The 25733-nt window shown below is 61.8% G+C and carries 20 protein-coding genes and 2 pseudogenes; 15 read left to right on the forward strand and 7 right to left on the reverse strand.

Annotated features, from left to right (window positions below):
• The first annotated feature begins 7 nt into the window (after positions 1 to 7).
• The 5 genes from gcvP to ACLD1Y_RS11590 all read left to right on the forward strand — a co-directional run bounded on the left by gcvP (position 8) and on the right by ACLD1Y_RS11590 (position 6738).
• Entirely contained in the window at positions 8 to 2848 is a 2841-nt protein-coding gene (gene gcvP / locus ACLD1Y_RS11570; RefSeq protein WP_429478130.1) for an aminomethyl-transferring glycine dehydrogenase, read from the forward strand.
• A 159-nt stretch (positions 2849 to 3007) separates the two neighbouring features.
• The gene (locus tag ACLD1Y_RS11575; protein ID WP_429478131.1) at positions 3008 to 4384 is read left to right on the forward strand and encodes an L-serine ammonia-lyase; all 1377 of its coding nucleotides are present in this window, start codon (positions 3008 to 3010) and stop codon (positions 4382 to 4384) included.
• 39 nt (positions 4385 to 4423) lie between these two features.
• On the forward strand, positions 4424 to 5548 hold the full coding sequence (gcvT, locus tag ACLD1Y_RS11580; protein WP_429478132.1) for a glycine cleavage system aminomethyltransferase GcvT: 1125 nt from the start codon (positions 4424 to 4426) through the stop codon (positions 5546 to 5548).
• Between the two features lie 393 nt (positions 5549 to 5941).
• Entirely contained in the window at positions 5942 to 6154 is a 213-nt protein-coding gene (locus ACLD1Y_RS11585) for a cold-shock protein (RefSeq protein ID WP_194938420.1), read from the forward strand.
• A 95-nt stretch (positions 6155 to 6249) separates the two neighbouring features.
• Complete coding sequence (locus tag ACLD1Y_RS11590; RefSeq protein WP_429478133.1) at positions 6250 to 6738, forward strand: RDD family protein; 489 nt, start codon at positions 6250 to 6252, stop codon at positions 6736 to 6738.
• A gap of 136 nt (positions 6739 to 6874) precedes the next feature.
• Here the strand turns inward: ACLD1Y_RS11590 and ACLD1Y_RS11595 are convergent.
• From ACLD1Y_RS11595 to ACLD1Y_RS11615, 5 genes and pseudogenes are all read right to left on the reverse strand, one after another.
• Positions 6875 to 7072, reverse strand: a pseudogene (locus ACLD1Y_RS11595) (RDD family protein); the annotation flags it as partial.
• Between the two features lies 1 nt (position 7073).
• Positions 7074 to 8096 (reverse strand): annotated as a pseudogene (gene nadA / locus ACLD1Y_RS11600) (quinolinate synthase NadA); the annotation flags it as partial.
• A 220-nt stretch (positions 8097 to 8316) separates the two neighbouring features.
• Positions 8317 to 9780, reverse strand: a complete 1464-nt coding sequence (locus tag ACLD1Y_RS11605; protein WP_429478134.1) for an MFS transporter — start codon at positions 9778 to 9780, stop codon at positions 8317 to 8319.
• Positions 9777 to 10808 (reverse strand): methyltransferase domain-containing protein, encoded by a 1032-nt coding sequence (locus ACLD1Y_RS11610; protein WP_429478135.1) that lies wholly within the window; start codon positions 10806 to 10808, stop codon positions 9777 to 9779. Before ACLD1Y_RS11610 ends, ACLD1Y_RS11605 begins: the two co-directional genes overlap by 4 nt.
• 11 nt (positions 10809 to 10819) lie before the next feature.
• Complete coding sequence (locus ACLD1Y_RS11615) at positions 10820 to 12736, reverse strand: TonB-dependent receptor (RefSeq protein WP_429478275.1); 1917 nt, start codon at positions 12734 to 12736, stop codon at positions 10820 to 10822.
• 204 nt (positions 12737 to 12940) lie between these two features.
• On the opposite strand from ACLD1Y_RS11615, the gene ACLD1Y_RS11620 reads away from it, so the two are divergent.
• Entirely contained in the window at positions 12941 to 13891 is a 951-nt protein-coding gene (locus ACLD1Y_RS11620; RefSeq protein ID WP_429478136.1) for a helix-turn-helix domain-containing protein, read from the forward strand.
• An 8-nt stretch (positions 13892 to 13899) separates the two neighbouring features.
• Here ACLD1Y_RS11620 and ACLD1Y_RS11625 read toward each other — a convergent pair whose 3' ends face one another.
• Positions 13900 to 14523, reverse strand: coding sequence for a helix-turn-helix domain-containing protein (locus ACLD1Y_RS11625; RefSeq protein WP_429478137.1), 624 nt, complete (start codon positions 14521 to 14523; stop codon positions 13900 to 13902).
• Positions 14524 to 14913: 390 nt separating this feature from the next.
• Between ACLD1Y_RS11625 and dapA the strand changes: the two genes are divergently transcribed.
• From dapA to ACLD1Y_RS11670, 9 genes are all read left to right on the forward strand, one after another.
• Complete coding sequence (dapA, locus tag ACLD1Y_RS11630) at positions 14914 to 15822, forward strand: 4-hydroxy-tetrahydrodipicolinate synthase (RefSeq protein ID WP_429478138.1); 909 nt, start codon at positions 14914 to 14916, stop codon at positions 15820 to 15822.
• Between the two features lie 21 nt (positions 15823 to 15843).
• On the forward strand, positions 15844 to 16917 hold the full coding sequence (locus ACLD1Y_RS11635; protein WP_429478139.1) for an extracellular solute-binding protein: 1074 nt from the start codon (positions 15844 to 15846) through the stop codon (positions 16915 to 16917).
• A 71-nt stretch (positions 16918 to 16988) separates the two neighbouring features.
• Positions 16989 to 17825 carry an ABC transporter permease gene (locus ACLD1Y_RS11640; RefSeq protein WP_429478140.1) on the forward strand — a complete coding sequence of 279 codons (837 nt, stop codon included), beginning with the start codon at positions 16989 to 16991 and terminating at the stop codon, positions 17823 to 17825.
• On the forward strand, positions 17825 to 18700 hold the full coding sequence (locus ACLD1Y_RS11645) for an ABC transporter permease (protein WP_429478141.1): 876 nt from the start codon (positions 17825 to 17827) through the stop codon (positions 18698 to 18700). The genes ACLD1Y_RS11640 and ACLD1Y_RS11645 overlap by 1 nt, the downstream gene beginning before the upstream one ends.
• Positions 18701 to 18722: 22 nt before the next feature.
• Positions 18723 to 19820, forward strand: coding sequence for an ABC transporter ATP-binding protein (locus ACLD1Y_RS11650; RefSeq protein WP_429478142.1), 1098 nt, complete (start codon positions 18723 to 18725; stop codon positions 19818 to 19820).
• 9 nt (positions 19821 to 19829) lie between these two features.
• The gene (locus ACLD1Y_RS11655; RefSeq protein WP_429478143.1) at positions 19830 to 21272 is read left to right on the forward strand and encodes an FAD-binding oxidoreductase; all 1443 of its coding nucleotides are present in this window, start codon (positions 19830 to 19832) and stop codon (positions 21270 to 21272) included.
• 15 nt (positions 21273 to 21287) lie between these two features.
• The gene (gene pruA, locus ACLD1Y_RS11660) at positions 21288 to 22886 is read left to right on the forward strand and encodes an L-glutamate gamma-semialdehyde dehydrogenase (RefSeq protein ID WP_429478144.1); all 1599 of its coding nucleotides are present in this window, start codon (positions 21288 to 21290) and stop codon (positions 22884 to 22886) included.
• Between the two features lie 76 nt (positions 22887 to 22962).
• Positions 22963 to 23559 carry a TetR/AcrR family transcriptional regulator gene (locus tag ACLD1Y_RS11665; protein WP_429478145.1) on the forward strand — a complete coding sequence of 199 codons (597 nt, stop codon included), beginning with the start codon at positions 22963 to 22965 and terminating at the stop codon, positions 23557 to 23559.
• A gap of 78 nt (positions 23560 to 23637) precedes the next feature.
• A complete protein-coding gene (locus ACLD1Y_RS11670; RefSeq protein WP_429478146.1) occupies positions 23638 to 24882 on the forward strand; it encodes an OprD family porin in 1245 nt (414 codons plus the stop codon).
• Between the two features lie 36 nt (positions 24883 to 24918).
• Here the strand turns inward: ACLD1Y_RS11670 and ACLD1Y_RS11675 are convergent, their stop codons facing one another.
• On the reverse strand, positions 24919 to 25713 hold the full coding sequence (locus ACLD1Y_RS11675; protein ID WP_105695420.1) for an IclR family transcriptional regulator: 795 nt from the start codon (positions 25711 to 25713) through the stop codon (positions 24919 to 24921).
• Between the last annotated feature and the right edge of the window lie 20 nt (positions 25714 to 25733).

Raw genomic sequence — 25733 nt, forward strand, 5'->3', positions numbered from 1 at the left:
GCGCGTAATGACCGTCAACATCACCACCGCCAACGAATTCATCGCCCGCCACATCGGCCCGCGCCAGGAAGATGAGCAGCAGATGCTCGCCAGCCTGGGTTTTGACTCCCTGGAAGCCCTGAGCGCCAGCGTGATCCCGGAAAGCATCAAGGGCACCAGCGTGCTCGGCCTGGAAGACGGCCTGAGCGAAGCTGATGCGCTGGCCAAGATCAAGGCCATCGCCGGCAAGAACCAACTGTTCAAGACCTACATCGGCCAGGGCTACTACAACTGCCATACGCCATCGCCGATCCTGCGCAACCTGCTGGAAAACCCAGCCTGGTACACCGCCTACACCCCCTATCAACCGGAAATTTCCCAAGGCCGCCTGGAAGCGCTGCTGAACTTCCAGACCCTGATCAGCGACCTCACTGGCCTGCCGATCGCCAACGCTTCCCTGCTGGACGAAGCCACCGCCGCCGCCGAAGCCATGACCTTCTGCAAGCGCCTGAGCAAGAACAAGGGCAGCAACGCCTTCTTCGCCTCCGTCCACAGCCATCCGCAAACCCTCGACGTGCTGCGCACCCGTGCCGAGCCGTTGGGGATTGACGTGGTCGTGGGCGATGAGCGCGAACTGACTGACGTCAGCCCATTCTTCGGCGCCCTGCTGCAATACCCGGCCAGCAACGGTGACGTGTTCGACTACCGCGAGCTAACCGAGCGTTTCCACGCTGCCAACGCCCTGGTGGCCGTGGCCGCCGACCTGCTGGCCCTGACCCTGCTGACCCCGCCTGGCGAGTTTGGCGCCGACGTGGCCATCGGCAGCGCGCAACGCTTCGGCGTACCGCTGGGCTTTGGTGGCCCGCACGCGGCGTACTTCTCCACCAAGGATGCGTTCAAGCGCGACATGCCGGGCCGTCTGGTCGGTGTGTCGGTTGACCGTTTCGGCAAGCCGGCCCTGCGCCTGGCCATGCAGACCCGCGAGCAGCATATCCGCCGCGAGAAGGCTACCTCCAACATCTGCACCGCCCAGGTGCTGCTGGCCAATATCGCAAGCATGTACGCCGTGTACCACGGGCCTAAAGGCCTGACTCAGATCGCCAAGCGTGTGCATCAGCTCACCGCTATTTTGGCCAACGGCCTGACCACCTTGGGCTTCAACGTCGAGCAAGAAAACTACTTCGACACCATCACCCTGAACACCGGCACCAACACCGCGGCCCTGCACGACAAGGCCCGCGCCCAGCGCATCAACCTGCGTGTCGTAGACGGCGAGCGTCTTGGCGTATCCGTGGATGAAACCACCACCCAGGCCGATATCGAAACCCTGTGGGCGATCTTCGCGGGCGACAAAACCCTGCCGGATTTCAATGCCAAGGTCGACGCCACCCTGCCCGCCGCCCTGCTGCGCCAGTCGCCCGTCCTGAGCCACCCGGTGTTCAACCGCTACCACTCCGAAACCGAGCTGATGCGCTATCTGCGCAAGCTGGCCGACAAGGACCTGGCGCTGGACCGCACCATGATCCCGCTGGGCTCGTGCACCATGAAGCTCAACGCCGCCAGCGAAATGATCCCGGTGACCTGGGCTGAGTTCGGCGCCCTGCACCCGTTCGCCCCGGCCGAACAAAGCGCCGGTTACCTGGAGTTGACGTCGGACCTGGAAGCCATGCTCTGCGCGGCCACCGGCTACGACGCGATCTCCCTGCAACCGAACGCCGGTTCCCAGGGTGAATACGCGGGCCTGTTGGCGATCCGCGCCTATCACCAGAGCCGTGGCGATGAGCGCCGCGACATCTGCCTGATCCCGTCGTCGGCCCATGGCACCAACCCGGCGACCGCCAACATGGCGGGCATGCGTGTTGTCGTCACCGCTTGCGACGCCCGTGGCAACGTGGACATCGAAGACCTGCGCGCCAAAGCCATCGAGCACCGCGACCACCTTGCCGCGCTGATGATCACCTACCCGTCCACCCACGGCGTGTTCGAAGAAGGTATCCGCGAAATCTGCGGCATCATTCACGACAACGGCGGCCAGGTGTACATCGACGGCGCCAACATGAACGCCATGGTCGGCCTGTGTGCACCGGGCAAGTTCGGCGGCGACGTGTCCCACCTGAACCTGCACAAAACCTTCTGCATTCCCCACGGCGGTGGCGGCCCGGGCGTTGGCCCGATTGGCGTGAAGTCGCACCTCACACCGTTCCTGCCAGGCCACGCAGCCATGGAGCGCAAGGAAGGCGCGGTGTGCGCGGCGCCGTTCGGCAGCGCGAGCATTTTGCCGATCACCTGGATGTACATCAGCATGATGGGCGGCGCGGGCCTCAAGCGCGCTTCGCAACTGGCGATCCTGAATGCCAACTACATTTCCCGTCGCCTCGAAGAGCACTACCCGGTGCTCTACACCGGCAGCAACGGCCTGGTGGCCCACGAATGCATCCTCGACCTGCGCCCGCTCAAGGACAGCAGCGGCATCAGCGTGGATGACGTGGCCAAGCGCCTGATCGACTTTGGCTTCCATGCACCGACCATGTCGTTCCCGGTGGCCGGCACCTTGATGATCGAGCCGACCGAGAGCGAATCCAAGGAAGAGCTGGACCGCTTCTGCAACGCCATGATCGCCATCCGCGAAGAAATCCGCGCGGTGGAAAACGGCACCTTGGACAAGGACGACAACCCGCTCAAGAACGCACCGCACACAGCCGCGGAACTGGTTGGCGAATGGAGCCACCCATACAGCCGTGAACAAGCGGTGTACCCGGTGGCGTCGTTGATCGAAGGCAAATACTGGCCGCCGGTTGGGCGAGTGGACAACGTGTTTGGTGATCGCAATCTGGTGTGCGCGTGCCCTTCAATCGAGAGCTACGCGTAACCTAAAGTCAACTCGGTCCCCTGTGGGAGGGGGCTTGCTCCCGATAGCGGCTGTACATTCAACATCTCTGTTGACTGACACACTGCTATCGGGAGCAAGCCCCCTCCCACACTGACCGAGTCGGCCTTCAGAAAATAATAAGAAACCGGAGAACAACTCATGTCCTTAAGCGTGTTCGACCTGTTCAAGATTGGCATCGGCCCCTCCAGCTCCCACACCGTCGGCCCGATGCGCGCCGCCGCTCGCTTCGTCGAAGGCCTCAAGCGTGACAACCTGCTGGGCACCACCAGCTGCGTCAAGGTGGAGCTCTATGGCTCGCTGGGCGCCACCGGCAAAGGCCACGGCAGCGACAAGGCCGTATTGCTGGGCCTGGAAGGCGAACACCCGGACACCGTGAATACCGAAACCGTGGCCACGCGCCTGGCGCAAATGCGCAAGGACGGCCGCCTGAATTTGCTCGGCGAACACAGCATTGTGTTCAACGAAAAAGAACACCTGGCGATGATTCGCAAACCCCTCGCCTACCATCCCAACGGCATGATCTTTCGTGCCTTCGATGCCGCCAACATTCAAATCCGCAGCCGCGAGTACTATTCGGTGGGCGGTGGTTTTGTGGTGGATGAAGACGCCGCCGGTGCCGACCGCATCGTCGAAGACGCCACGCCGCTGACCTTCCCGTTCAAGCACGGCAAGGACTTGCTCAACCATTGCAGCACCTATGGGCTGTCTATCAGCCAGGTGATGCTGACCAACGAAAGTGCCTGGCGCCCCGAAGCCGAAACCCGCGCCGGGCTGCTGAAAATCTGGCAGGTGATGCAGGACTGCGTGGATGCGGGCTGTCGCAATGAAGGGATCTTGCCCGGCGGTTTGAAGGTCAAGCGCCGTGCTGCCGCCCTGCACCGCCAACTGTGCAAACACCCGGAATCGGCGCTGCGTGATCCGCTGTCGGTGCTGGATTGGGTCAACCTTTACGCCCTGGCGGTCAACGAAGAAAACGCCAACGGTGGGCGCGTAGTGACCGCGCCCACCAATGGTGCGGCCGGGATTGTGCCGGCAGTGCTGCATTACTACATGCGCTTTATCCCCGGCGCAAACGAAGACGGCGTGGTGCGCTTCCTGCTCACCGCCGCCGCCATCGGCATTCTGTACAAGGAAAACGCCTCGATCTCCGGCGCCGAAGTCGGCTGCCAGGGCGAAGTCGGCGTGGCCTGCTCCATGGCCGCTGGCGCGTTGTGCGAAGTATTGGGTGGCACGGTTTCCCAAGTGGAAAACGCCGCCGAGATCGGCATGGAACACAACCTCGGCCTGACCTGCGACCCGATTGGCGGGCTGGTGCAGGTGCCCTGCATCGAACGCAACGCGATGGGCTCGGTGAAAGCCATCAATGCGGTGCGCATGGCGTTACGTGGCGACGGACAACACTTCGTTTCGCTGGATAAGGTCATCCGCACCATGCGCCAGACCGGCGCCGATATGAAAAGCAAATACAAAGAAACCGCCCGTGGCGGTTTAGCGGTCAACATTATCGAGTGCTGACGCCCAACGGCGCGCCAGCACGTTTTTCAGGAGCTGAATATGTCCACCGAAACCCTGTTGAAAACCCCTCTGCACGCCCTGCACCTCGAACTCGGCGCGCGCATGGTGCCCTTCGCCGGCTATGACATGCCGGTGCAGTATCCACTGGGCGTGATGAAGGAACACCTGCACACCCGCGAGCAGGCCGGGCTGTTCGATGTGTCCCACATGGGCCAGATCCGCCTCACTGGCGCGAATGCCGCCAAGGCCCTGGAAACCCTGGTGCCGGTGGATATCATCGACCTGCCGGTGGGCATGCAACGCTACGCGATGTTCACCAATGACCAGGGCGGTATCCTCGACGACCTGATGGTGGCCAACCTGGGTAATGACGAGCTGTTCCTGGTGGTCAACGCTGCGTGCAAGGACCAGGACCTGGCCCACCTGCGCCAGCATATCGGCGACCAGTGCAGCATTGAGCCGCTGTTCGAAGAACGCGCCCTGCTGGCCCTGCAAGGCCCGGCGGCAGTCAAGGTGCTGGCGCGCCTGGCACCGGAAGTGACCAAGATGACCTTCATGCAGTTCGCCACTCTGCGACTGCTGGGCGTGGATTGCTACGTCAGCCGTTCGGGCTACACCGGAGAGGACGGCTTTGAAATCTCCGTGCCCGCGGCCAACGCCGAAAGCCTGGCCCGCAGCCTGCTGGCCGAAACCGAAGTGCAGGCCATCGGCCTGGGTGCCCGCGACTCCCTGCGCCTGGAAGCCGGCCTGTGCCTGTACGGCCACGACATGAACACCGACACCACCCCGATTGAAGCAAGCCTGCTGTGGGCGATCTCCAAGGCCCGCCGTGCCGACGGCGCGCGTGCCGGTGGTTTCCCGGGAGCCGACCGCATCTTCACCCAACAACAAGCCGGTGTTAGCCGTAAACGTGTTGGCCTGTTACCACAGGAGCGCACTCCGGTACGTGAAGGCGCAGAGATTGTCGACGAACACGGCACCGTGATCGGCAGCGTGTGCAGCGGCGGCTTTGGCCCGAGCCTGGGTGGCCCGCTGGCCATGGGTTACCTGGACAGCGCATTTATCGCCCTGGATACCGAAGTGTCTGCGTTGGTACGTGGGAAAAAGGTGCCACTTCGTGTAAGTAAAATGCCATTTGTGCCACAACGTTACTATCGCGGCTGATTCACTGTTCCTATAAGTAACGCGGTTGCGTTACGCGCACTAATTTGTAACGCAACCGCCATAAAACAGTGCAGTATCGATAGTCATTGCTTACGGGATTAACCTATAACAAGTGATCAACTCTATCGAATAAGCTCTATACGAATTGTTGACCAAAGTGTCATGAAGCCGAGCAAATGCTGGGCTTTTTACAGGGCTTGTTTTTTCTCTGGTAGTTGGCGTAGAGTTTCCCCACTGTGTTTGCATGGGTCGCTTTGAACCTGGACCTGGGCAGTAGCTGAAGTAGTTGTGCTACAACCCGTTCGACGTCTCTTACTTTCCTGCAACCCAGCCCAGTACTCTTTCATCTGAAAGAGACTGTCATTAATTTTTAGCGTCAAAGGAAAGAAGAAAATGTCAGATCGTCAGAGCGGCACCGTCAAGTGGTTTAACGACGAGAAAGGGTTTGGTTTTATCACTCCAGAAAGCGGTCCGGATCTGTTCGTGCATTTCCGCGCTATTCAAGGCAACGGCTTCAAGAGCCTGAAAGAAGGCCAGAAAGTGACCTTCGTTGCCGTACAAGGCCAAAAAGGCATGCAAGCGGATCAAGTAGAAGCGCAAGGCTGATCCCAACTGCGACAAAAAGCCCCTGATGGTGACATCAGGGGCTTTTTTATGGCCGTTTGTCCGTAAAATGGCTTTTTTTCCGAGAGAGCCCGGCCATGCCCAAACCCCTGCTGAGCCCCCAAGGCGAGTTTCCCGCCGTTGGCCTGGGCCGTCGCCTGGCAGCGATGTTCTATGACTTCCTGCTGTGCACTGCCCTGCTGATCGTCACCGCGTTCATCTACAAGCTGGTATGGATCGCTTTCGTGGGTGAAGCCAAGATGCGCACCCTCACCGAGTCCGGCGCACTGGACGGCGACCCGTTGCTGTCGACGATTCTGTTCTTTGTACTATTTGGCTTCTTCGCCAAGTTCTGGACCCACTCCGGGCAAACCCTGGGCATGCAGGTGTGGGGCGTGCGCGTGCAGAACGCCGACGGTTCACGCATCAGCTTGTGGCAGGCGCTGCTGCGGTTTGTGGTGTCGATTGCGTCGTGGTTGTGCGTGGGGCTGGGGTTTATTTGGTCGCTGTTTGATAAGCAAAAGCGCAGCTGGCATGACATCTACTCGGATACGCAGTTGGTGCGCATCCCGAAGCAAAAGAAGTAATCCCAGGCTAGCGAAGATCCAAATGTGGGAGCGGGCTTGCTCGCGAAAGCGGAGTGTCAGTCAATGAATGTACCGACTGACACTCCGCTTTCGCGAGCAAGCCCGCTCCCACATTTGGATCTTCGCTAGCCTGGGATTACTTCTTTTGCTTCGGGATGCGCACCAACTGCGTATCCGAGTAGATGTCATGCCAGCTGCGCTTTTGCTTATCAAACAGCGACCAAATAAACCCCAGCCCCACGCACAACCACGACGCAATCGACACCACAAACCGCAGCAGCGCCTGCCACAAGCTGATGCGTGAACCGTCGGCGTTCTGCACGCGCACGCCCCANAGTAAAATCCAACATCCGCTTAAGCGGCCGCACCGCTTGCGGAATCACCGACGGTTCAACAAAGATCTCATTGCTGCCCTCACGCAAGCACTGCAACGTACGCTCCAGCGTGTTCATCGCCATCCACGGGCAGTGCGCGCAACTGCGGCAGGCCGCGCCGTTGCCGGCGGTGGGCGCTTCGACAAACACCTTGTCGGGGCACAGCTGCTGCATCTTGTAGAAGATGCCGCGGTCGGTGGCCACGATGAAGGTCTTGTTCGGCAAACGCTGGGCTGCGGCAATCAATTGGCTGGTAGAGCCCACGGCGTCCGCCAGTTCGATCACCGACGTCGGCGACTCCGGGTGCACCAGGATCGCGGCGTCCGGGTACAGCGCCTTCATGTCTTCGAGCTGCTTGGACTTGAACTCTTCGTGGACGATGCACGCCCCGTCCCACAGCAGCATGTCGGCACCGGTCTGGCGCTGGATGTAGGTGCCCAGGTGCTTGTCCGGGCCCCAGATGATGGTCTCGCCGTTGTCCATCAGGCTTTCGACGATTTCCAGCGCGCAGCTGGAAGTCACCACCCAATCGGCCCGGGCTTTGACCGCCGCCGAGGTGTTGGCGTACACCACCACGGTGCGCTCTGGATGCTGGTCGCAAAATGCCGAAAACTCATCCACCGGGCAACCCAGGTCCAGGGAGCAGGTGGCTTCCAGGGTGGGCATCAGGATGCGTTTTTCGGGAGTCAGGATCTTGGCGGTCTCGCCCATGAAACGCACGCCGGCGACCAGTACGGTCTTGGCCGGGTGGGCGGCGCCGAAACGGGCCATTTCCAGGGAGTCGGAGACACAGCCACCGGTTTCTTCGGCCAGGGCCTGGATCACCGGGTCGCAGTAGAAGTGGGCAACCAACACCGCGTCCTGAGCCTTGAGCTCGGCGGCGATGGCGGCGCGCAGGCTTGCCTCTTCGTCGGCGCTGAGGGCCTTGGGCTGCTTGGCGTCGAGGTGGGCTTGAACCAGTAGGCGTTCGGAAATTTGCGTCATGTTCGCAAGACCTGCAGGCGCAGTTGCGCGAAAGTCGAGTGTACCACCGGCTCTGGAGCCCTTCGGGCGCCGCCGGACGAAGTGTTTTTGTTCATCAAGCACGGGTGAAACTGAAGCTGCGCAAGGCTACAGAATATCCAATCGATTCAAAAGCCCAATCTGGGGTTTGGGGCGGCGGTTGTGAAGCGCCAGGATCAAGTTGCCCGGCTTTTTTTGTCGGTCACAGTTCAAATGTGGGAGCGGGGGGGGGGGGGGGGGGGGGGGGGGGGGGGGGGGGGGGGGGGGGGGGGGGGGGGGGGGGGGGGGGGGGGGGGGGGGGGGGGGGGGGGGGGGGGGGGGGGGGGGGGGGGGGGGGGGGGGGGGGGGGGGGGGGGGGGGGGGGGGGGGGGGGGGGGGGGGGGGGGGGGGGGGGGGGGGGGGGGGGGGGGGGGGGGGGGGGGGGGGGGGGGGGGGGGGGGGGGGGGGGGGGGGGGGGGGGGGGGGGGGGGGGGGGGGGGGGNCCCCCTGCACGCCTGGCCAGCCATGCCACACCACACACCAATGCCATCGCCAGCGACAGCCCGGCCAGCATGCCAAAGTGGCCGCTGTAGTCCAGCAGCACCCCGGCGGCCACCGGCACCAGCATGCGCGTCAACACGAACAGGCTGGCCTGCAAGCCGTAGTCGGCGGCTTGGCGCTGTTCGCGGGAGAACAACATCATCAAGGCGAACACCAACGTCGACACCGCCCCCATGGCGCAAGCCAGCAAGAATGCCGCGCCCACCAACCAGGCCATCCCCGCCTGCAAGCCCACCGCCGCGGTCATTGCCAGCAAGGCAATCAACGCCCCCAACATAAACCACGGGATCGCCCGCCCCGGCCCGACGCGCTGGATCACCCGGCCGCCCAGCACACTGGCCAGCGCCCCCACTACCCCACCACCCACACCGGCGATCAGCGCCACGTGCGGGGCGAGCATGCCCTGGTCCAACAACAGCGGCTTGAGATACAACCATGCCGCGCCGATAAACGGGAAGCTGCTGAGCAGCACCCAGGTCCACCGCCGGGCACCGGGCTGGCGGAAGTAACCCGACCAATCGGCGGATACGGGGGGCAAGCTTACTTCGCGGGTATCGCCCTCCCGCAGCCAGGCCAAGGGCACCAGCGCCAGCAACAAGCCGGCGGCCATCAGTAGGAATGGTGCCTGCCAACCCCAACGGTTCTGCACCAACAGCATCACCCCTGCACCGACAATGGCACCCAAAAACAGCGCCGCCGAGCGCACCCCACCGGCGCGCACTTGCTCGCAGCGTGGTAGCAATTTGATTGCCAGGGCATTGACCGGAATATCCGCCCACGTCGCCAGCACCGAAGCGGCAAACGCCAGGCCAAACAAGTACAGGCGATTGGCCGTAATCGCCTGCTGGCTGACCACCACCAGCAACACCGCCAGCAACACACACAACGCCATCGCCCAGGTGCGGTAATGCCCACCCCGCAAGCGATAACGCTGCACGGGCAATGCCAGCAAAAACTTGAACACCGCCGGCAGCCCAGCCAGCTGGAACAGGCCGATATCGGTGCCGGACCAACCGTGCTCGCGCATCACCAACGGCAAGCCGAGCAACAGGTAAATACTCGGTACCACCAGCACAAAACCCAACCAGCCAAACAGCAATTGCAGATGCCATGCGCGAGGGTTCATACGCGACTCCGACGCGCCACCAGCACCGACACCGGCGCCACGGCAAACGCCACTTCGGGGTAGCTGTCGATATCGACGAACCCCACCTGCTCCATGGCCGCCTGCAAACCACCGGCACGGGTGACGTGACGGCCCAGCATCTGCATCGACAGGTAATACGGCGTCACCCGCTGTGCGTGCTGCGCGTCGGCGGGAATCTCGGCATGGGCGCTGACCAGCACGCCTCCGGGGCGCAAGGCCGCGTGGATCTTGGCCAATGTCGCCGCCAGGTCCGGGACGAAGTGCAGCACTGAAGAACACCAAATCAAGTCATAGCCTTCCCCAATCGAGTCGCAGGCCAGGTCACCACCTCGCACCACCAGACGCCGCTCCAGCCCCACGCGACGAATATTGTCGGCCGCAACGGCCACCGCTGGCGCAAAGTCGAAGACTTCACCGCACAGCTGCGGGTTGTCCTGTGCCAAAGCAATCGCCACCAAACCAGGGCCGCCACCGAGGTCCAGCAGGCGGCGGGCAGACGCAAACTCCGGCACCCGCGCCATCAGGCGTGACGCCATGTCGACGGTGACCGCCCGTTGCTCCTGGGCGATCTGCACACGCGCGGCGCCAGCCCAGTTGGCTTGGGTGGTGGTGGTTTCGCTGGGCTGGCTGTCGGGCTGGCCGGCGCGCACTTGCTCCCCCAGTTGGCTGGCGAAGCGACGCAGGCCGCGCAGGCGAAAGGTCCAGGCGTCACCGCAATACCCCGGCGAATCGCTGCGCAGGTAATCGGTGGTCACCGGCTTGTTTCGATACTGCGGTGGCTGATGCGCGTCCCGCTCCAGCAACCCCATGCTCCACAGCGTGTCCAGCCAAAAACCGGTGTTGGCTGGGTCGAGTTCCAGTTGCTGCGCGATCATATCCGCAGTGGTGGGCCGAGACAGGCGATCAAACAGCTGCCATTCCAGCGCAATGCGCAGGGCATCGGCGCTTACAGCAGACAGGGCCAAGTCCCAATAGGATTGCAGTGGATGGGGCGTAGACAGGTTCATCGGTTGATCCCTCACAGTTCGTAACTGACCCGCAGGCCGACTTCACGCCCCGGGCTGTACACGCGGGTGGTGCCATTGAGGTAGCCGACCGCGTCGTAGCGTTTGTCGGCGGCGTTTTTGACGTAAGCGCTGATGCCGTAGTGGCTGAAGTCGTAGCCGGCATTCAGGTCGATCAACCCGTAGCCGCCCCGGCTGTATTGGTTGGCCGCGTCCAGGTAGGTCTTGCCCACCGCGCTCACGCCGCCCTGGGCATACCAGCCAGCGGGGGCGTCGAAGCGCAGGCTGAGGTGGCCGGTGACGTCCGGCGCGTAGGGGTTGTGATTGCCCTTGTAGTCGTTGCTGCCTTCGTTGAATTGCTCGAAGCGCGTGCGGTTCAGGCCCACGGAACTGACCACCCGCCAGTTATCGGCGAGCAGGTATTCGGTTTCCAGTTCCAGCCCAGTGGAGCGCGCCGTCGCCGCGTTGGTGATGTACACCACACCCGGCTGGATGATCTGCTGCACCTGCATGTCACGCACGTCCATCCAGTACAGCGCCGCCGAGTAGCGCAGGCGTTTGTCCGCCAGCCAACCCTTGGCACCCAGCTCGTAGGTCTTGACCTTTTCCGGGTCGTAGCCGGGATAGTTAGCCGCGCTGGAGAAGGCGTTGAAGCCACCGGCGCGGAAGCCTTCGGCGTAGCTGGCGTACAGGTAAGCGTCGGGTTGCCATTCATATTGCAGCGCGAGTTTCGGGGTGAAGCGCTGCCAACTGGCGCTTTGTCGGCTGCCGCTCTGCGGGTTGATGTGCACCTTGTCCTGCTCGGCACGGGCGCCGAGGGTGAGGGTCCAGCGCTCGGCCAGGGGCATCAGCCATTGGCCAAACAGCGCGCTGGAATTGCCGCCCAACTGGCTGTCGATCTGCGTCAGGCGCAGGGGCAGTTTTTGCTGGTAGGACAGGTCGTGGTCGTCCCGGTCGGCATAAGCACCGAGCAACCACTGGTTGTCGCGCCACTGGCCTTCCAGACGAAATTCCTGGGACAGGGTATTGAAGTGATAATCGCGGCCCAGGTGCAGTTGGTCGGCAGGCAAAAAGTCGGTGTCTTGTTGCAGGCGGTCGTAGAAGTCGTTGCGCGCGGTGATCGAGCGCAGCTTCACCCCAGAGTCGAATTCGTGCAGCACATCCAGCGACAGGCTGCGGCCGCTGGAATGGTTCCAGCCTGGCGTGCCGGAGCGCACTTCGCGCCGCGTTGAACTGGCTGCGCCCCATACCGAACCACCGTCGCGGTAGTCCTGGCGGCTGTAGCGCAGGTTGACGTCGGTGGCCAGGGACGGCGTCCAGCGCAGCACCATGCGGGCGCTATGGCGCTCACGGTCATCGGCCTGGCCGCCGCGATAGCGGTTGTCGATAAAACCGTCCTGCTCCAGCCACTGCCCGGACACCCCGGCATACAAGGTGCCGGGTACCAGGGCGGTGCTGGCGTCGGCGCTGAGGGTGCGTAAGTCGCGGCTGCCGCTGCCGGCTTCGATGCGCGCGTACGGCGTATCACCCGGCTGGCGGGTGTGGATGCTCAGCACCCCGGCTTCGGCATTGCGCCCATAAAGGGTGGACTGCGGCCCGCGCAGAATTTCGATGTGTTCCACCCCCAACAGGTTGTGGTCAAAACCCTGGCCCATCAAGGTCGGCACGCCGTCCACCAGCATCAGCATCGAGGATGAAAACGCCGTCGCCCCGGAGCTGAGGCCACGCACCACCGGCAGGTTGGTGCCGGACTGGCCGAACGGCTGGAAGGTAAAGCCCGGCGTGGTGCGGGCCAGCTGCTCAAGGTCGTTGATGTGGCCTTTGCGCAAGTCTTCTTCGGTGATCACCGACAGGCCCGTCGGCACTTGTTCCTGCGCCTGCTCGATCTTGTTCGCGGTGACGGTCACCGCCTCCAGCTCGGTTTGCGCCATGGCCACCCCGGCGCTGCCCAGACAACAACCCAACACCCATACGCGCCTTATGCTCACCTGCGTTCCCCTTCAATGCTGCACCCCATCGCCGCGTCTCGGCGATGGCAGTTGATGGGCAAACATGTTACTGATGGATGCGAATGGCTATCATCTGGACCCGTCTGCATAACGGATCCATTCATATGCAAATCGGAGGCGGCGCGCGTGGTGGCATCACAACGGATTTCCCAGTCGTACCGGGTGGCATCTGCCCACGCGCGGCAGGTCAGCGAAGCCGGCGGCTGGATGCGCCAGCAATTGCCCGAAGAACTGGGGGAGTGTTATTCGGAACGCCTGGCCTTCGACAACGACCTGATGCTGGTGCGCTCGCGTTATCGGCCCACGCGCAACCTGATCGAAGACACCGTCAGCCCCCACAACCGCCCGATGCTGGTGATCACCTTTGGCATGCAGGGCGACTCCGGCTACAAGGGCGCTGATGGTTCGGCGGTGGCGTTCAAGGCGGGGTTCACCACCGTCACCGCGTTCCAGAGAAGCCTTGGCGAACGCTGCTATGCGAGCGACACGACGGTATCCCAACTGCGCCTGGTAATCGGTGAAAGTACGCTCAACAGGTACATCGGCGAACAACGCACGCGCCAGCTGTTGGGCAACGGCCATGTGCGCCAACTGGCCTACTGCACCACGTCAACGGCCAGCGCCAGCCACGCCAGCGCCCTCACCCATGGCGCGACCGGCACGCTGGACATGCATATCCACAGCCTCAGCCTGCTCTCGGAACAACTCCAGCGCCTGAGCCCCGACACCGTCCCGGCCAGCGTGCAATTCAGCGCCACCGACCTCGACAAGCTCGAACGGGTACGCGACCTCATGCTGGAGCACATGGACCAACCGCTGACCGTGGCCTACCTGTGCGCGGCGGTGGGGCTCAATGAATTCAAGCTCAAGCAAGGCCTGCACTACCGCTTCAACACCACGCCGCACCGCATGCTGCTGGAGATGCGCATGCGCAAGGCCCACACCCTGCTGGAAAGCGGCTGCCAAGTGGCGCAGGCGGCGTATCAGGTGGGCTATAAATTCCCGAATAATTTCAGCGCGGCATTTACCCGGTTCTTTGGCAAGACGCCCAAGGCGGTGTTTGGCAAACGGCGCTGAAACGGCGGCTATTTATTGCTGGCGTAGATCCACAGCACTTCGGCATCGTCCGGACTGGTGGAGATCCACTTATGGCCGCTGCTGGCGTCGTAGTAAATGGTGTCGCCCTGGGCCAGGGCCAACGGCTCGTAGAGTTCGGAGTAGATGGTGATTTCGCCGGACAGCACGTAGACGAAAATCTCCCCCGGATGGGTTGGCCACTCCGAATAGTCCCGCGTGGTACGCGCCACGATGGTGGTCTTGACCGGCAGCATGTTCTTGTTGCGCAGGTCGGCGGCGAACCACACGTTCTTGCACGTTTTGGTGGCGATGGCCAGGCCGTTGGAGTGGCGACTGGTGCTGCGCCGGCCTTGGGTCAATAAGACATCGCTGTCGTTGAGCAGGCTGACCACGTCCATATCAAACCCGGCAGCAATCTTGCTTAGGCTACTGAGGGTCGGCGAAAGCTCGCCGCGCTCGATCTTCGACAACGCCGACAACGACAGGCCAGTGTGCTTGCTGGTCTGTACCAATGACCACTGGCGCTCCTTGCGCAGCCGGTGCAGGCGCGGGCCGATCTCTATCGACGGGCGCGCAGATTCTGTTTCGTGATCTTCAAACGCCGAGGAGCTGATCTCTAGATTGGTGTCCATGCTGCGGCTGACGCTCCGATTGGGTAGTGCTCAGACTGTTGATTCAAAAAGAGAAAATATTCGTTCGCGGATTATTCATGCAACCGCCACGGCAATGCCAAACGGCTGTGTCGCAAAATACTGCTTGCATCCACAAAAAGTAAAGTATATCACTATAGTGGAAACCATCCATTATCAAGGATGACGGACAGGGAGAGCCACCGCGTGAACCACCTAGCGGAGCTTGACGTGCACGCACAAGAAATATACAAAAAAACTGTTTACCAGTGATTTTGTAGCCTGAATAAAACAGGGCTCAAAGACGCCATTGATTTGCCAAAGAACAATAAATTTACGAGCAAACAATTTCTTTTCCAGAACTGCCGTGTTGCTCGACCAACAGGAATGGCTATGAATCAGAAGCAGAAATACACCGGTATCCTCACGGCGGTGCCCACACCGCTGCATACGGACCTGAGCATCAACGTCGAATCATTGACCCGGCACATCCAGTACCTTCTCGACACCCCCACCGACGCCATCATTCCGTTGGGCGGCACCGGTGAATATACCTCGCTGTCGTTCAAGGAACGCATGCAGGTCGTCGAATGCTCCGTAGGGGCTGGTGGCGGCACGCTGCCGATCATCCCAGGCATCCTTTCGCCCGGCATCGGTGACGCGGTGGATAACGCCAAGGCTTTTATGTCGGCAGGTGCCGACGCACTGATGGTGGTGACCCCGTACTACTTCCGCCCCACCCAACAAGGCATCCTCGACTACTACAAGCGCTTCTCCGATGAAGTGGACAGCGACATCATCCTCTACGAGATCCCGTACCGCACCGGAGTGTCGCTGCATCACGAAACCGTCGCCAAGCTGGCCGAGCAAACCCGCGTGGTCGGCATCAAGGCCTGCAACCCGGACCTCGCCGTGCAGATGCGCGTGGCCGAAAGCTCCAGCAAAAAGATCTCGATCCTGTCCGGCGAAGAAGACGTGCTACCGCTGCATGTGGCCATGGGCGCAGTCGGCGCGATCATTTCCAGCTCCAACCTGATTCCAAAGCATTGGGCCAAAGTGCTCAACCTTGCCCTGCAAGGCCATTTGCAAGAGTCGATCGAGTTGCATACCAGCCTGCGACCGCTGATCGATCTGATTTTTTCCGAACCCAATCCTGCCCCCATAAAAGCCGCGCTCACCCAGCAAGGCTTCCCGATGGGCGAGGTACTCGCGCCGTTGAAGTCTGCCAGCCCAGGGCTGCAGGCGAGCATCGCCGAACTTGTGCCCGTCTACATTGAGCGTGAGCGTCTTCTCGCACTTTAAATTCTCCAGGGGTGTCAGGACATGAACAAGAAAACCGATTTCGCTTTACCGCGCCGCGACTTCCTCAAGGCCGTCGGCGTCACCGCCATGGCCGGTGCGATTGGCGCACCATTGCTGGCCGCATCGGGCAGCGCACAGGCTGCATCAAACAAACTGGTGATGGTGAGTTGGGGCGGCAACTACCGCACCGCCGTCGAGCAGGCGCTCACCATCCCGTTTGAAAAAGAGACCGGCATCAAGGTCACGCTGATCGACACGCCAGACCTGGCCAAAGTCAAAGCACAGATGATGACCGGCAACATCGAATGGGACATTTTCGACGCTACCGGCCCCATGGTCTTCAGCGGCGAAAAGAACAACTACTGGGAACCCCTGGACAGCGGCCTGGTGGACGCCGCCGACCTGATCACCGCGCCGTCCAAGTTCGCCGTGCCGTTCTACGGCTACACCGGTGGCATCTGCTGGGATGACAACCGCCACCCGGCGGGCAAGCACCCGATGAACTTCGCCGAATACTTCGACGTCGAGAAATTCCCTGGCACCCGCACCCTGCGCAACCGTGCAGTGGAAACCCTGGAATCGGCGCTGCTGGCCGACGGCGTGGCACCTGCCGACATGTACCCGCTGGACGTTGAGCGTGCATTCAAGATGCTCGACAAGATCAAGCCGCACATCGGCAAGTGGATCGAGCAAACCCCGCAGACCGTGTCCCTGGTGCAGACCGGCGAGGTCGACTACAGCTACACCTACGCCACCCGCGCCAAGGCTGCCAGCGAGGCCGGGCAACCGATCAAGTTCTCGTTCGAACAGAACCTGATCGGCCTGGAATACCTGGTGGTGCTGAAGAACTCGCCAAACAAAGCCAATGCCATGAAGTTCCTGAGCTTCGCCATGCGCCCGGAAAACCAGGCAGCCTTGATGGACCTGCACGGCAACACCCCGGCCAACAACAAGGCCGTGGCGCTGATGAACCCGCAAACCCGCCAGTGGCTGTCCACCCCGTCCAACGTGCACAACGTCCTGATCAGCGACGCGTGGTGGGCCGAGCATTACGACGAACTCACCAGCCGTTTCAAGTTATGGGCGCTTAGCTGATTGCCCATCGCCGAAGTCCGCTCTGAGCCCATTGCTGGAGCGGGTCGACAACGTTTGATCGAGTTCACGTTATGAATAATCGCAACGACGCCGCCCTGTACGTGGGGCCGGCCACCGTTTTTTTGCTGGCCATTATCCTGGTGCCCCTGGGTGTGCTGCTGTACACCAGCCTGGCGGGGCAACATGGGTTTTCGCTGGAGGCGTACCAGAAACTGTTCGCCAGCTCGCTGTTTCGCCGCACGCTGTGGGCCACCTTTGAGATCAGCCTGTTGGCCTCCCTGGCCAGCCTGTTGCTGGGCTATCCGCTGGCGGTGCACCTGGCGCGCCAGCCAGCGCGACGCCGGGCGATTTACATGATCCTGGTGCTGGTGCCGTTCTGGACCAGCATCCTGGTCAAGAGCTTTGCGTTCACCATCCTGCTGGGCAAGACCGGCCTGATCAACAGCCTGCTGTCGATGCTGTTCGGTACGCAGATCCAGTTGCCGATGCTGTTCAACCGCTTCGGCGTCATGGTGGGCATGACCAACTACCTGGTGCCGTTCATTGTGTTCCCGGTGCTGGCCAGCCTGCTGGCGATCAACCCTGCCCTTTATAAAGCAGCGGAAATCATGGGCGCCAAGGCCCCACGGATCTTCTTCAAGATCACCGTGCCCCTGAGCCTGCCCGGCGTGGCCGCAGGTGTATTGAGCACCACCATCATGTCGATGGGTTTCTTCGTCATTCCCGCCCTGTTGGGCAGCCCGCAGGACGTGATGATGTCCAACCTCGTGGACTTCTACACCCGTGAAACCCTGGACTGGAACACCGCTTCGGCCATCGGCGTGGTCATGCTGATCATCATCGCCATCGCCGGCCTGTGCGCCAGCCGCTTGCAGCGCTACGGCGCCAAACCCCGGGAGGCCGTGTGATGAGCGTCGCTAAAGTGAGCCGCTTGAATCGTCTGGACAGTGCCGAAATGGCGTCCTACGCCACGGTGCGCATCAAGGACCGCCAAGCCACCGGCTACCGCGTGTTGATGACCTCGCTGGCGTGGATCATCTACGCATTCATCCTGATCCCGAGCCTGATCGTGATTCCGATCTCGTTCGGCGGGCCGGGGGAGATCACCTTCCCGCCACAGCGCTGGACCTTGGAGCTGTACGCACAGTTATTCAGCTCCTCGACCTGGATGGACCCGATCTACCAGAGCCTAAAAGTCGCCGTGATCACCATGGTGATTTCCGTGGTACTGGGCGTGCCCGCCGCCTACGGGCTGGTGCGCTTCGAGTTCCCCGGCAAGCGCCTGGTGATGATGCTGTTGATGGCACCGGTGCTGGTGCCGGTGATCATCGTATCCCTGGGCCTGTACCTGTACTTCGCCCGCCTGGGCTGGACGGGCACCACCGCCGGGCTGGTCGCCAGCCACGTGGCCTACGTAATGCCGTTCTTGATGATGACCGTGATCGCCGGGGTCAAGAAGCTCGACCCGGACCTGGAGTTCATGGCCACCATCATGGGCGCCAGCCGCAGCACGGTGTTCTTCAAGGTGGTGCTGGCGCAGCTCAAGCCGTCGATTGCCGCAGGCGCCTTGTTTGCGTTCCTGATCTCGTTCGATGAAGTGGTGATCGCCTGGTTCCTGACCAGCGCGTCCACGGTGACCTTGCCGGTGAAGATGTACAGCAGCATCCAGTGGGATATCTCCCCGGTGATCGCCGCGGTGTCGAGCCTGCTCACCGTGATGTCGCTGCTGGTGTGTTGCTCGCTGGTGTACCTGCGGGCCGGTACGCCCGATGAAAACCACTGATTCAAGAATTATCGGAGTTCCTATGCTCAACGCTCAACCAACCAGCGACACCATGATTTCCTTCCAAGGCATCCGTAAAAGCTACGGCGGCCTGGACGCCCTGCACACTACCGACATCAATGTGCGCCGTGGCGAGTTCTTAAGCCTGTTGGGCCCCAGCGGCTCGGGCAAAAGCACCATCCTCAATATCATTGCCGGCGCGATCCAGCCCAGCAGCGGTCGCCTGTTGATCGACGGCCAGGACGTACTCGACAAGCCCTCCCGCGAACGTGGCCTGGGCATGGTGTTCCAGAACTACGCCCTGCTGCCGCACCTGAACGTGTTCGACAACATCGCCTTCCCCCTGCGCATTCGCGGCGCCAGCAGTGCCGAGATCAAGCAAAAGGTCGGCGTTGCCCTTGAGCGCGTCGGCCTGGTGGGCTTTGAAAAGCGCAAGCCACGGGAAATGTCCGGCGGCCAGCAACAACGCGTGGGCATTGCGCGCTGCATCGTCTACTCGCCGTCGATCATCCTGATGGACGAACCCCTGGGCGCCCTGGATAAAAAGCTGCGGGACCAGTTGCAAGGCGAGATCAAGAAGATCCACCGCGATCTGGGCACCACCCTGGTCTACGTCACCCACGACCAGGAAGAAGCGCTGAACCTGAGCGACCGCATCTGCCTGATGAACGGCGGGCGCATCGCCCAGCACGGCACGCCAGACGAGCTGTACTTCGAACCCAAGAGCGAGTTCGTCGCGGACTTTGTCGGCGAATCCAACCTGCTGGACTGCACCGTGGACAGCGCGAACCGCGTCAACCTCGCCACCGGCGGGCAGCTCCAGGTCAAGACCGGCTGCACCCAGGACATCGTGGTGGGCACCCGTACCAAAGTGATGATCCGCCCGGAAAAAATCGCCATCACCCAAGGCGCCGTATTGCCGGGTGCAGCACAAAACAGCGTGAGTGGCGTGGTGCGCCAGATTTCCTTCGTGGGCGGCATGACCCGCTTCGAGCTGGAGCTGCCCGGTGGCGGCAACCTGCTGGTCAAGGACATCTCCAGCCGCCTCAGCGAACGCACCGCCATCGGCCAACCCATGCATGTGCATTGGTCTGCCGCTGACAGCATCGTATTGAAGTAAGGGGCCCCTATGAACGAGCAATCCATTATCCAAGGCCTGCAAACCATCGTCGGTGGCTCAGGTGTAGTCCAGGGGCAATTCGACATGCAGGCGCACTTGGTGGACTGGCGCAAGCGTCATCACGGGCAAGCGCTGTGCGTGGTGTTTCCTGCGTCCACGCAACAGGTGTCGGCCGTGGTGCGTTTTTGCGCCGAACACGACCTGCGGATTTTCCCCCAGGGCGGCAACACCAGCGTATGCGGCGGCTCGGTGCCCACCGAAGACGGGCGCAACGTGGTGCTCAACCTGGCGCGCATGAACACCATCCGTAGCGTCAACACCGCCGACAATTCCATGACCGTCGAAGCCGGCTGCATCCTGGCCAACATCCATGACGCCGCCGCTGCCGAAGACAAATTGTTCCCCTTGAGCTTCGGTGCCGAAGGCTCGTGCCAGATCGGCGGCTGCATCGCCACCAACGCCGGTGGCGTCAACGTGATCCGCTATGGCAACACTCGCGACCTGATCCTCGGCCTGGAAGTGGTGCTGCCCGATGGCACGATCTGGAACGGCCTGCGCACCCTGCGCAAGAACAACAGCGGCTACGACCTCAAGCACCTGTTTATCGGCGCCGAAGGCACGCTGGGCATCGTCACCGGCGCCACCCTCAAGCTGTACCCGCAGCCCAAGGCGATGGTCACCGCGATGCTGGCCGTGTCGGATATCCACGCCGCCGTTGCCCAAGGCCTGACGTTGCAGCAGGCGTTTCCCGGTTCGTTGATTGCCCTGGAGTTCATCTCCGGCAGCGAATACGAAATCGTCCTCAAGCATTCACCCACCGTGAAACGCCCACTGACCCGTTCGCCGCAATGCGTGGTGCTGATCGAACTGTCGGCGGCCACCGGCACCAGCGAGATGCTGGTGGATGCGCTCTCCGAATGCCTGGAGCCCTCGATTGAAGCGGGAGTGATCGAAGACGCGGTGATCGCCTCCAGCGAACAACAGCGCCAGGACCTCTGGTTGCTGCGCCACAGCGTCACCGAATCCAACGTGCATGAAGGCATGGGCATCACCCATGACATCGCTGTGCCGATCTACCGCATCCCGGATTTCGTCGACCAGGCAAGCGCCGCGCTGGCCGAGCACTACCCCGAGGCGCGCCCGGTGATCGTTGGCCATATGGGCGACGGCAACCTGCACTACATCGCCATGTTCCCCCACGCGGCGTGGGCCGAAGTGGCCGACAAAAAAGCCTTTCAGCATGCCCTCAGCTGCCGCCTGTACGACATCGCCGCGGCGCTCGACGGCACCTTCAGCGCCGAGCACGGCATCGGTTCGCTGCATGTCGATGAGATGGACATCTACAAGCCCCAGGCCGAGTTGGACCTGATGCAAAGCATCAAGGCGTTGCTCGACCCCGCCAACCGCTTCAACCCGGGCCGCGTGTTGCCCGGCACGAATTCTTCGCTTTAACTCCAGGAGCCACGTATGAACGCTACCCCACATTTCCCACGTCCCGATAACGAACCAGAACTGGCCTACCTGGCCGAGTCCACCGAGTGGGCCGAGCTGCAAAAGCACCTGGCCAACCCTGAAGTGATCGACATCCCCGCCGTGATCGGCGGCGAGAAGATCTACACCGGCGACATCGAAGAAATCCGCGCGCCCCACGACCAGTCGCGCCTGCTGGCCCGCCTGCACCGCCCCACTGCCGAGCATGCCCAGCAAGCCATCGACAGCTCCATGGCCGTGGCCAAGCAATGGGCCGCCGTGCCGTTTGCCGACCGCGCAGCGATCATGCACCGCGCCGCCGCCATCGTCGCCGGGCGCATGCGCCACCGCATCAACGCCGCGACCATGCTCGGCCAGAGCAAGACCATCGGCGAAGCCGAGCCGGACAGCGCCTGCGAGCTGATCGACTTCCTGCGCTTTAACACCCTGTTCGCGCAGAAGATCTACAGCGAACAACCGACCTCCACCCGTGACGCCCAGAACCGTGCCGACTGGCGCCCACTGGAAGGTTTCGTGTACGCCGTGTCGCCGTTCAACTTCACCGCCATCGGCGCCAACTTGGCCTGCGCACCGGCAGTGATGGGCAACGTGGCGCTGTGGAAACCGTCGAACAAATCGGCGCTGGCCAACTACATCTTTTACGAGGCCTTGATGGAAGCCGGTATGCCAGCGGGCGTGATCAACTTTGTACCGGGTGACCCGGCGACCGTGACCGACGTGGCGTTCAACTCGCCGCATTTTGCCGGCCTGCACTTCACCGGTTCTTCCGACGTTTTCCGCTCACTGTGGCAACAAGCCGGTGCGCGCATCGACAAGTACCGCACCTTCCCGCGCCTGATCGGCGAAACCGGCGGCAAGGACTTCGTGCTGGCCCACGCTTCGGCCAATGCCGATGAAGTGGCGATTGCGTTGGTCAAAGGCGCGTTTGGTTATTCCGGGCAGAAGTGCAGCGCAGCGTCCCGTGCCTACATCCCGAAAAACCTGTGGCCGCAAGTGAAGGCTCGTGTGCAGCAACTGGTGGCGAGTTTGAAGATCGGCGATGTGGCCGAGCGTGATACCTACAACGGTGCCGTGATCGACAAGGCTTCGTTCCAGCGCTTGAGTGGGCGTATCGACAGCGCCAAGAACGATCCACACGCCACTCTGGTGGCCGGTGGCGAGTACTGGAGCGAGCCGGGCTGGTTTATCCAACCGACCGTGTACGAGGTGAGCAACCCGCTGCATCCGCTGATGCGCGACGAGCTGTTCGGCCCGATCCTGGCCGTGTACGTGTACGAAGAAAAAGCCTGGGACGACACCCTGGCACTGATCGACAGCAGCACCGACTACGCCCTCACCGGCTCAATCTTCAGCACCGACCGCTTCGCCCTGCTGCACGCCCAGAACGTGCTGGTGAACGCCGTAGGCAACCTGTACCTCAACGACAAAACCACCGGCGCGGTGGTCGGCCAGCATCCGTTCGGTGGCGGCCGTCGCAGCGGCACCAACGACAAGGCAGGTTCCTGGATGAACATCCTGCGCTGGACCTCCTCGCGCGTGGTCAAGGAAACCTACGCGCCTTCGCGCACCTGGTAAGACCGATGGCTACCCTGGCGCAATGCCGGGGTCGCCCTCTTTCGTTTAACAGCCGAATGTCGGCCGGGAAGTCACTGTGCAACACCAGGTTAAATGCGAGCCAATAGATCGGAGCACGGAAGTTCGCGAAGCCGCCTTGAGGTTGTTTTACCAACAGGGTTATCACGCCGTCAGTTTAAGGAAACTTGCCAGCGAACTGGGATTAAGTGCCGGCTCACTGTATGCACACATTGAAAGTAAGCAGGAGTTGTTATTTGAAATCATTGAAGGCACACAACAGGCACTTAACTATTCAATCCGGCGGGAATTAAAACGCGCGGCGCACAGAAACGCGTCTTTACTCGATGGTTTTGTACGGGGGGCTATCAGCCACGCCTGTCGCGAACGGCGGCACTTGTTATTAGCCATCAGGGAGCGCCACAGCTTATCCCCCGAACAACAATGCTGCATTGAACAGTTGCGCCAGGAGCTGGCGGTATTACTCAACCAGGCCCTGGGCACACAGCTACGCACGCTGAAGGCGCCAGCCTCGGCGATACAGGTGATGACGCAAAGTGTGCTGACCACCCTCGACGGGTTTCTGTACTTGCCCGAGCAGGCACTTTCCGTTGAACGAGCAGTAAAGGTATTTGCCGCAATGGCCAATGCCGCCGTAGCAGAAATTCTGGACTGATTCCGTTACGTCCACGAATAACAACAATAACGATGCACACACATTTATGGCTGCCATAAATATTACTTTGGAGACGTTATGGAACGTATGAGCGTATGGGGCGCAGGCTTGTTAATGCTGGCGGCAACACCTTTTGCAGTGGGCGATGAACTGAGCGAGTCAGCTTTCTTCAAGGACAGTAAAACCCAACTGCTAAACCGCAACTTCTTTTTCAACCGAGACTTTCGCGATAACGCCAGCACCGCACAAAGTTATCGCCAGGAATGGGCCCAGGGCCTGATCGGCACCTTCAACTCGGGCTTCACCGAGGGCACCGTGGGTTTCGGCATTGATTTGCTGGGCATGTATGGCCTGAAACTGGACAGCAGCTCAGACCGCATCAACAGCGGCCTGCTGCCCAGCAGCGGCAACCATGTTGCGGGGGTGGACCATGCGCAAAATGACTATTCCAAAGCCACCGGTGCGATAAAGATCAAAGTCTCCAATACCGTGCTCAAGTACGGCGGCCAATCAGTGGCTACGCCAGTGTTCGCCACAGCCGACTCGCGCCTGCTGCCGGAAACCGTCGAGGGCTTTTTCCTCAGCAGCAAGGAGGTCAAGGACTTGACCGTGGAGGCCGGGCATTTCACCTCCATGACCTTGCAGGCCTACGCCAGACGCCCAGGCTCGGCGTTGACCGGCGCCGATATCCTCGGCGCCAGCTACAAGCTCACCCCAACCCTCACCGCGTCGCTGTACGGCTCGTCGGTCAAGGACTACTGGAAGAAGCGCTACGCCGCGCTGGCCTGGGTCAAGCCGTTGGACGACCTGCAAACCGTGTCCCTGGACCTGCGGGCCTACGACCTCAAAAGCCAGGGCGAAGAAAAAGCCGGCGAGCTGGATAACCAGTCGTTCAGCCTCAAGGGTGCGTATCGCTATGCCGGCAGCACCTTTTCCCTGGCCAACCAGCAGATCCACGGGCGTGGCGCGTTCCAGCTGTATGTGGACGGCACCAACACGGACTACCTGTCCAACTACATCCAGTACGCCGAGTTCACCCGCGAGAACGAACGTTCGTGGCAGGCACGCTACGACTTCAACTTCGCCAGCATCGGCGTACCCGGCCTGACCTTTATGACCCGCTACGTGCGCGGCGATAACTTCAGCGCCAGCGCGGGCCAGGACGACCGCGAGTGGGAACGGGATATCGAGATGGGTTATGTGGTGCAGTCCGGCCCAGCCAAGAACCTGAGCTTTCGGATGCGCCAGGCGACCTATCGAAACTCGTTCAATGGCAGCCTGGATGAAGTGCGCTTGATCACCGAATACCCGCTGAACTGGTAACCCAGACAAAAACACCAGGCCGATGGCCTGGCGTTTTTACGTCAGTGCGGCAGGACGGTAACCGGCTTCGGCGGAGATCTGCCGGGCGCATTCGAGCAGCATGTCGCGGGTGCGTTCCAGCACGCCTTCGGCGGCCATCATGGCGTCGGGGCCGGACACGTTGATGGCGGCGACCACATTGCCTTCATGGTCACGGATGGCGGTGGCAATGGCGGTGGCGTAGTCAGAACGGCTGAGTACCCAGCCCTGTTCGCGCGCTTCACTGATGGCCAGCTTGAGGTCCGGCAGGTTCCTGGGGCCGGATGTCATGTGGTCGTCCAGGCGCACGTGCTGGTACAGCGACTCCAGCTCCGCTTCGCTCATGGAGCTGAGCAGCATCTTGCCCATCGCATTGCAGTGGCACGGAATGCGCGTGCCGATGGGGATATTCACCGACAGCCGTTGCTGGGCAAACGAGCGGTAGATGTAGAGGGTGTGGTGCTGCTCGCGGATGCTCAGGTGGCACGACAGTGAGGTGCGATCGCGCAGGGTGTTGAGGTGCGGCAGGGCCACGTCGACGATGTCGCGACTGGCCAGGTAGGTGAAACCCCGAGAGATCAATTGCGGCCCCAGCTCATAGCCGTTCTTGCCGACTTTTTGCAGGTAGCCCATCGCCGCCAGGGTTTGCACGATGCGATAAATGGAAGAAACGCTGCCGCCCATGAGTTCGGCCAGCTCGTTCATGTTCAGGTTGCGCTGGTCGGAGTTGAACAGTTCCAGGATGCGCAGGCCGCGTTGCAGGGCTGGAACGATGTAGTCCAAGTCTTTGGCTGAGGGGTCCTGCTCGCTCATGTGCATCTCTCGTCTACAAA

Origin of the sequence: Pseudomonas sp. 18175 (genome assembly GCF_050432925.1) — a bacterium.
In the GTDB taxonomy this organism is placed as follows: domain Bacteria; phylum Pseudomonadota; class Gammaproteobacteria; order Pseudomonadales; family Pseudomonadaceae; genus Aquipseudomonas.

Bases quoted from the DNA above. Each gene is read 5' to 3' on its own strand.
- pruA (WP_429478144.1), top strand. From the start codon at position 21,288: ATGAACGCTACCCCACATTTCCCACGTCCCGATAACGAACCAGAACTG.
- gcvP (WP_429478130.1), top strand. From the start codon at position 8: ATGACCGTCAACATCACCACCGCCAACGAATTCATCGCCCGCCACATC.
- gcvT (WP_429478132.1), top strand. From the start codon at position 4,424: ATGTCCACCGAAACCCTGTTGAAAACCCCTCTGCACGCCCTGCACCTC.
- ACLD1Y_RS11610 (WP_429478135.1), bottom strand. From the start codon at position 10,808: ATGAACCTGTCTACGCCCCATCCACTGCAATCCTATTGGGACTTGGCC.
- dapA (WP_429478138.1), top strand. From the start codon at position 14,914: ATGAATCAGAAGCAGAAATACACCGGTATCCTCACGGCGGTGCCCACA.
- ACLD1Y_RS11585 (WP_194938420.1), top strand. From the start codon at position 5,942: ATGTCAGATCGTCAGAGCGGCACCGTCAAGTGGTTTAACGACGAGAAA.
- ACLD1Y_RS11670 (WP_429478146.1), top strand. From the start codon at position 23,638: ATGGAACGTATGAGCGTATGGGGCGCAGGCTTGTTAATGCTGGCGGCA.
- ACLD1Y_RS11640 (WP_429478140.1), top strand. From the start codon at position 16,989: ATGAATAATCGCAACGACGCCGCCCTGTACGTGGGGCCGGCCACCGTT.
- ACLD1Y_RS11635 (WP_429478139.1), top strand. From the start codon at position 15,844: ATGAACAAGAAAACCGATTTCGCTTTACCGCGCCGCGACTTCCTCAAG.
- ACLD1Y_RS11655 (WP_429478143.1), top strand. From the start codon at position 19,830: ATGAACGAGCAATCCATTATCCAAGGCCTGCAAACCATCGTCGGTGGC.
- ACLD1Y_RS11675 (WP_105695420.1), bottom strand. From the start codon at position 25,713: ATGAGCGAGCAGGACCCCTCAGCCAAAGACTTGGACTACATCGTTCCA.
- ACLD1Y_RS11645 (WP_429478141.1), top strand. From the start codon at position 17,825: ATGAGCGTCGCTAAAGTGAGCCGCTTGAATCGTCTGGACAGTGCCGAA.
- ACLD1Y_RS11625 (WP_429478137.1), bottom strand. From the start codon at position 14,523: ATGGACACCAATCTAGAGATCAGCTCCTCGGCGTTTGAAGATCACGAA.
- ACLD1Y_RS11650 (WP_429478142.1), top strand. From the start codon at position 18,723: ATGCTCAACGCTCAACCAACCAGCGACACCATGATTTCCTTCCAAGGC.
- ACLD1Y_RS11575 (WP_429478131.1), top strand. From the start codon at position 3,008: ATGTCCTTAAGCGTGTTCGACCTGTTCAAGATTGGCATCGGCCCCTCC.
- ACLD1Y_RS11615 (WP_429478275.1), bottom strand. From the start codon at position 12,736: ATGGCGCAAACCGAGCTGGAGGCGGTGACCGTCACCGCGAACAAGATC.
- ACLD1Y_RS11590 (WP_429478133.1), top strand. From the start codon at position 6,250: ATGCCCAAACCCCTGCTGAGCCCCCAAGGCGAGTTTCCCGCCGTTGGC.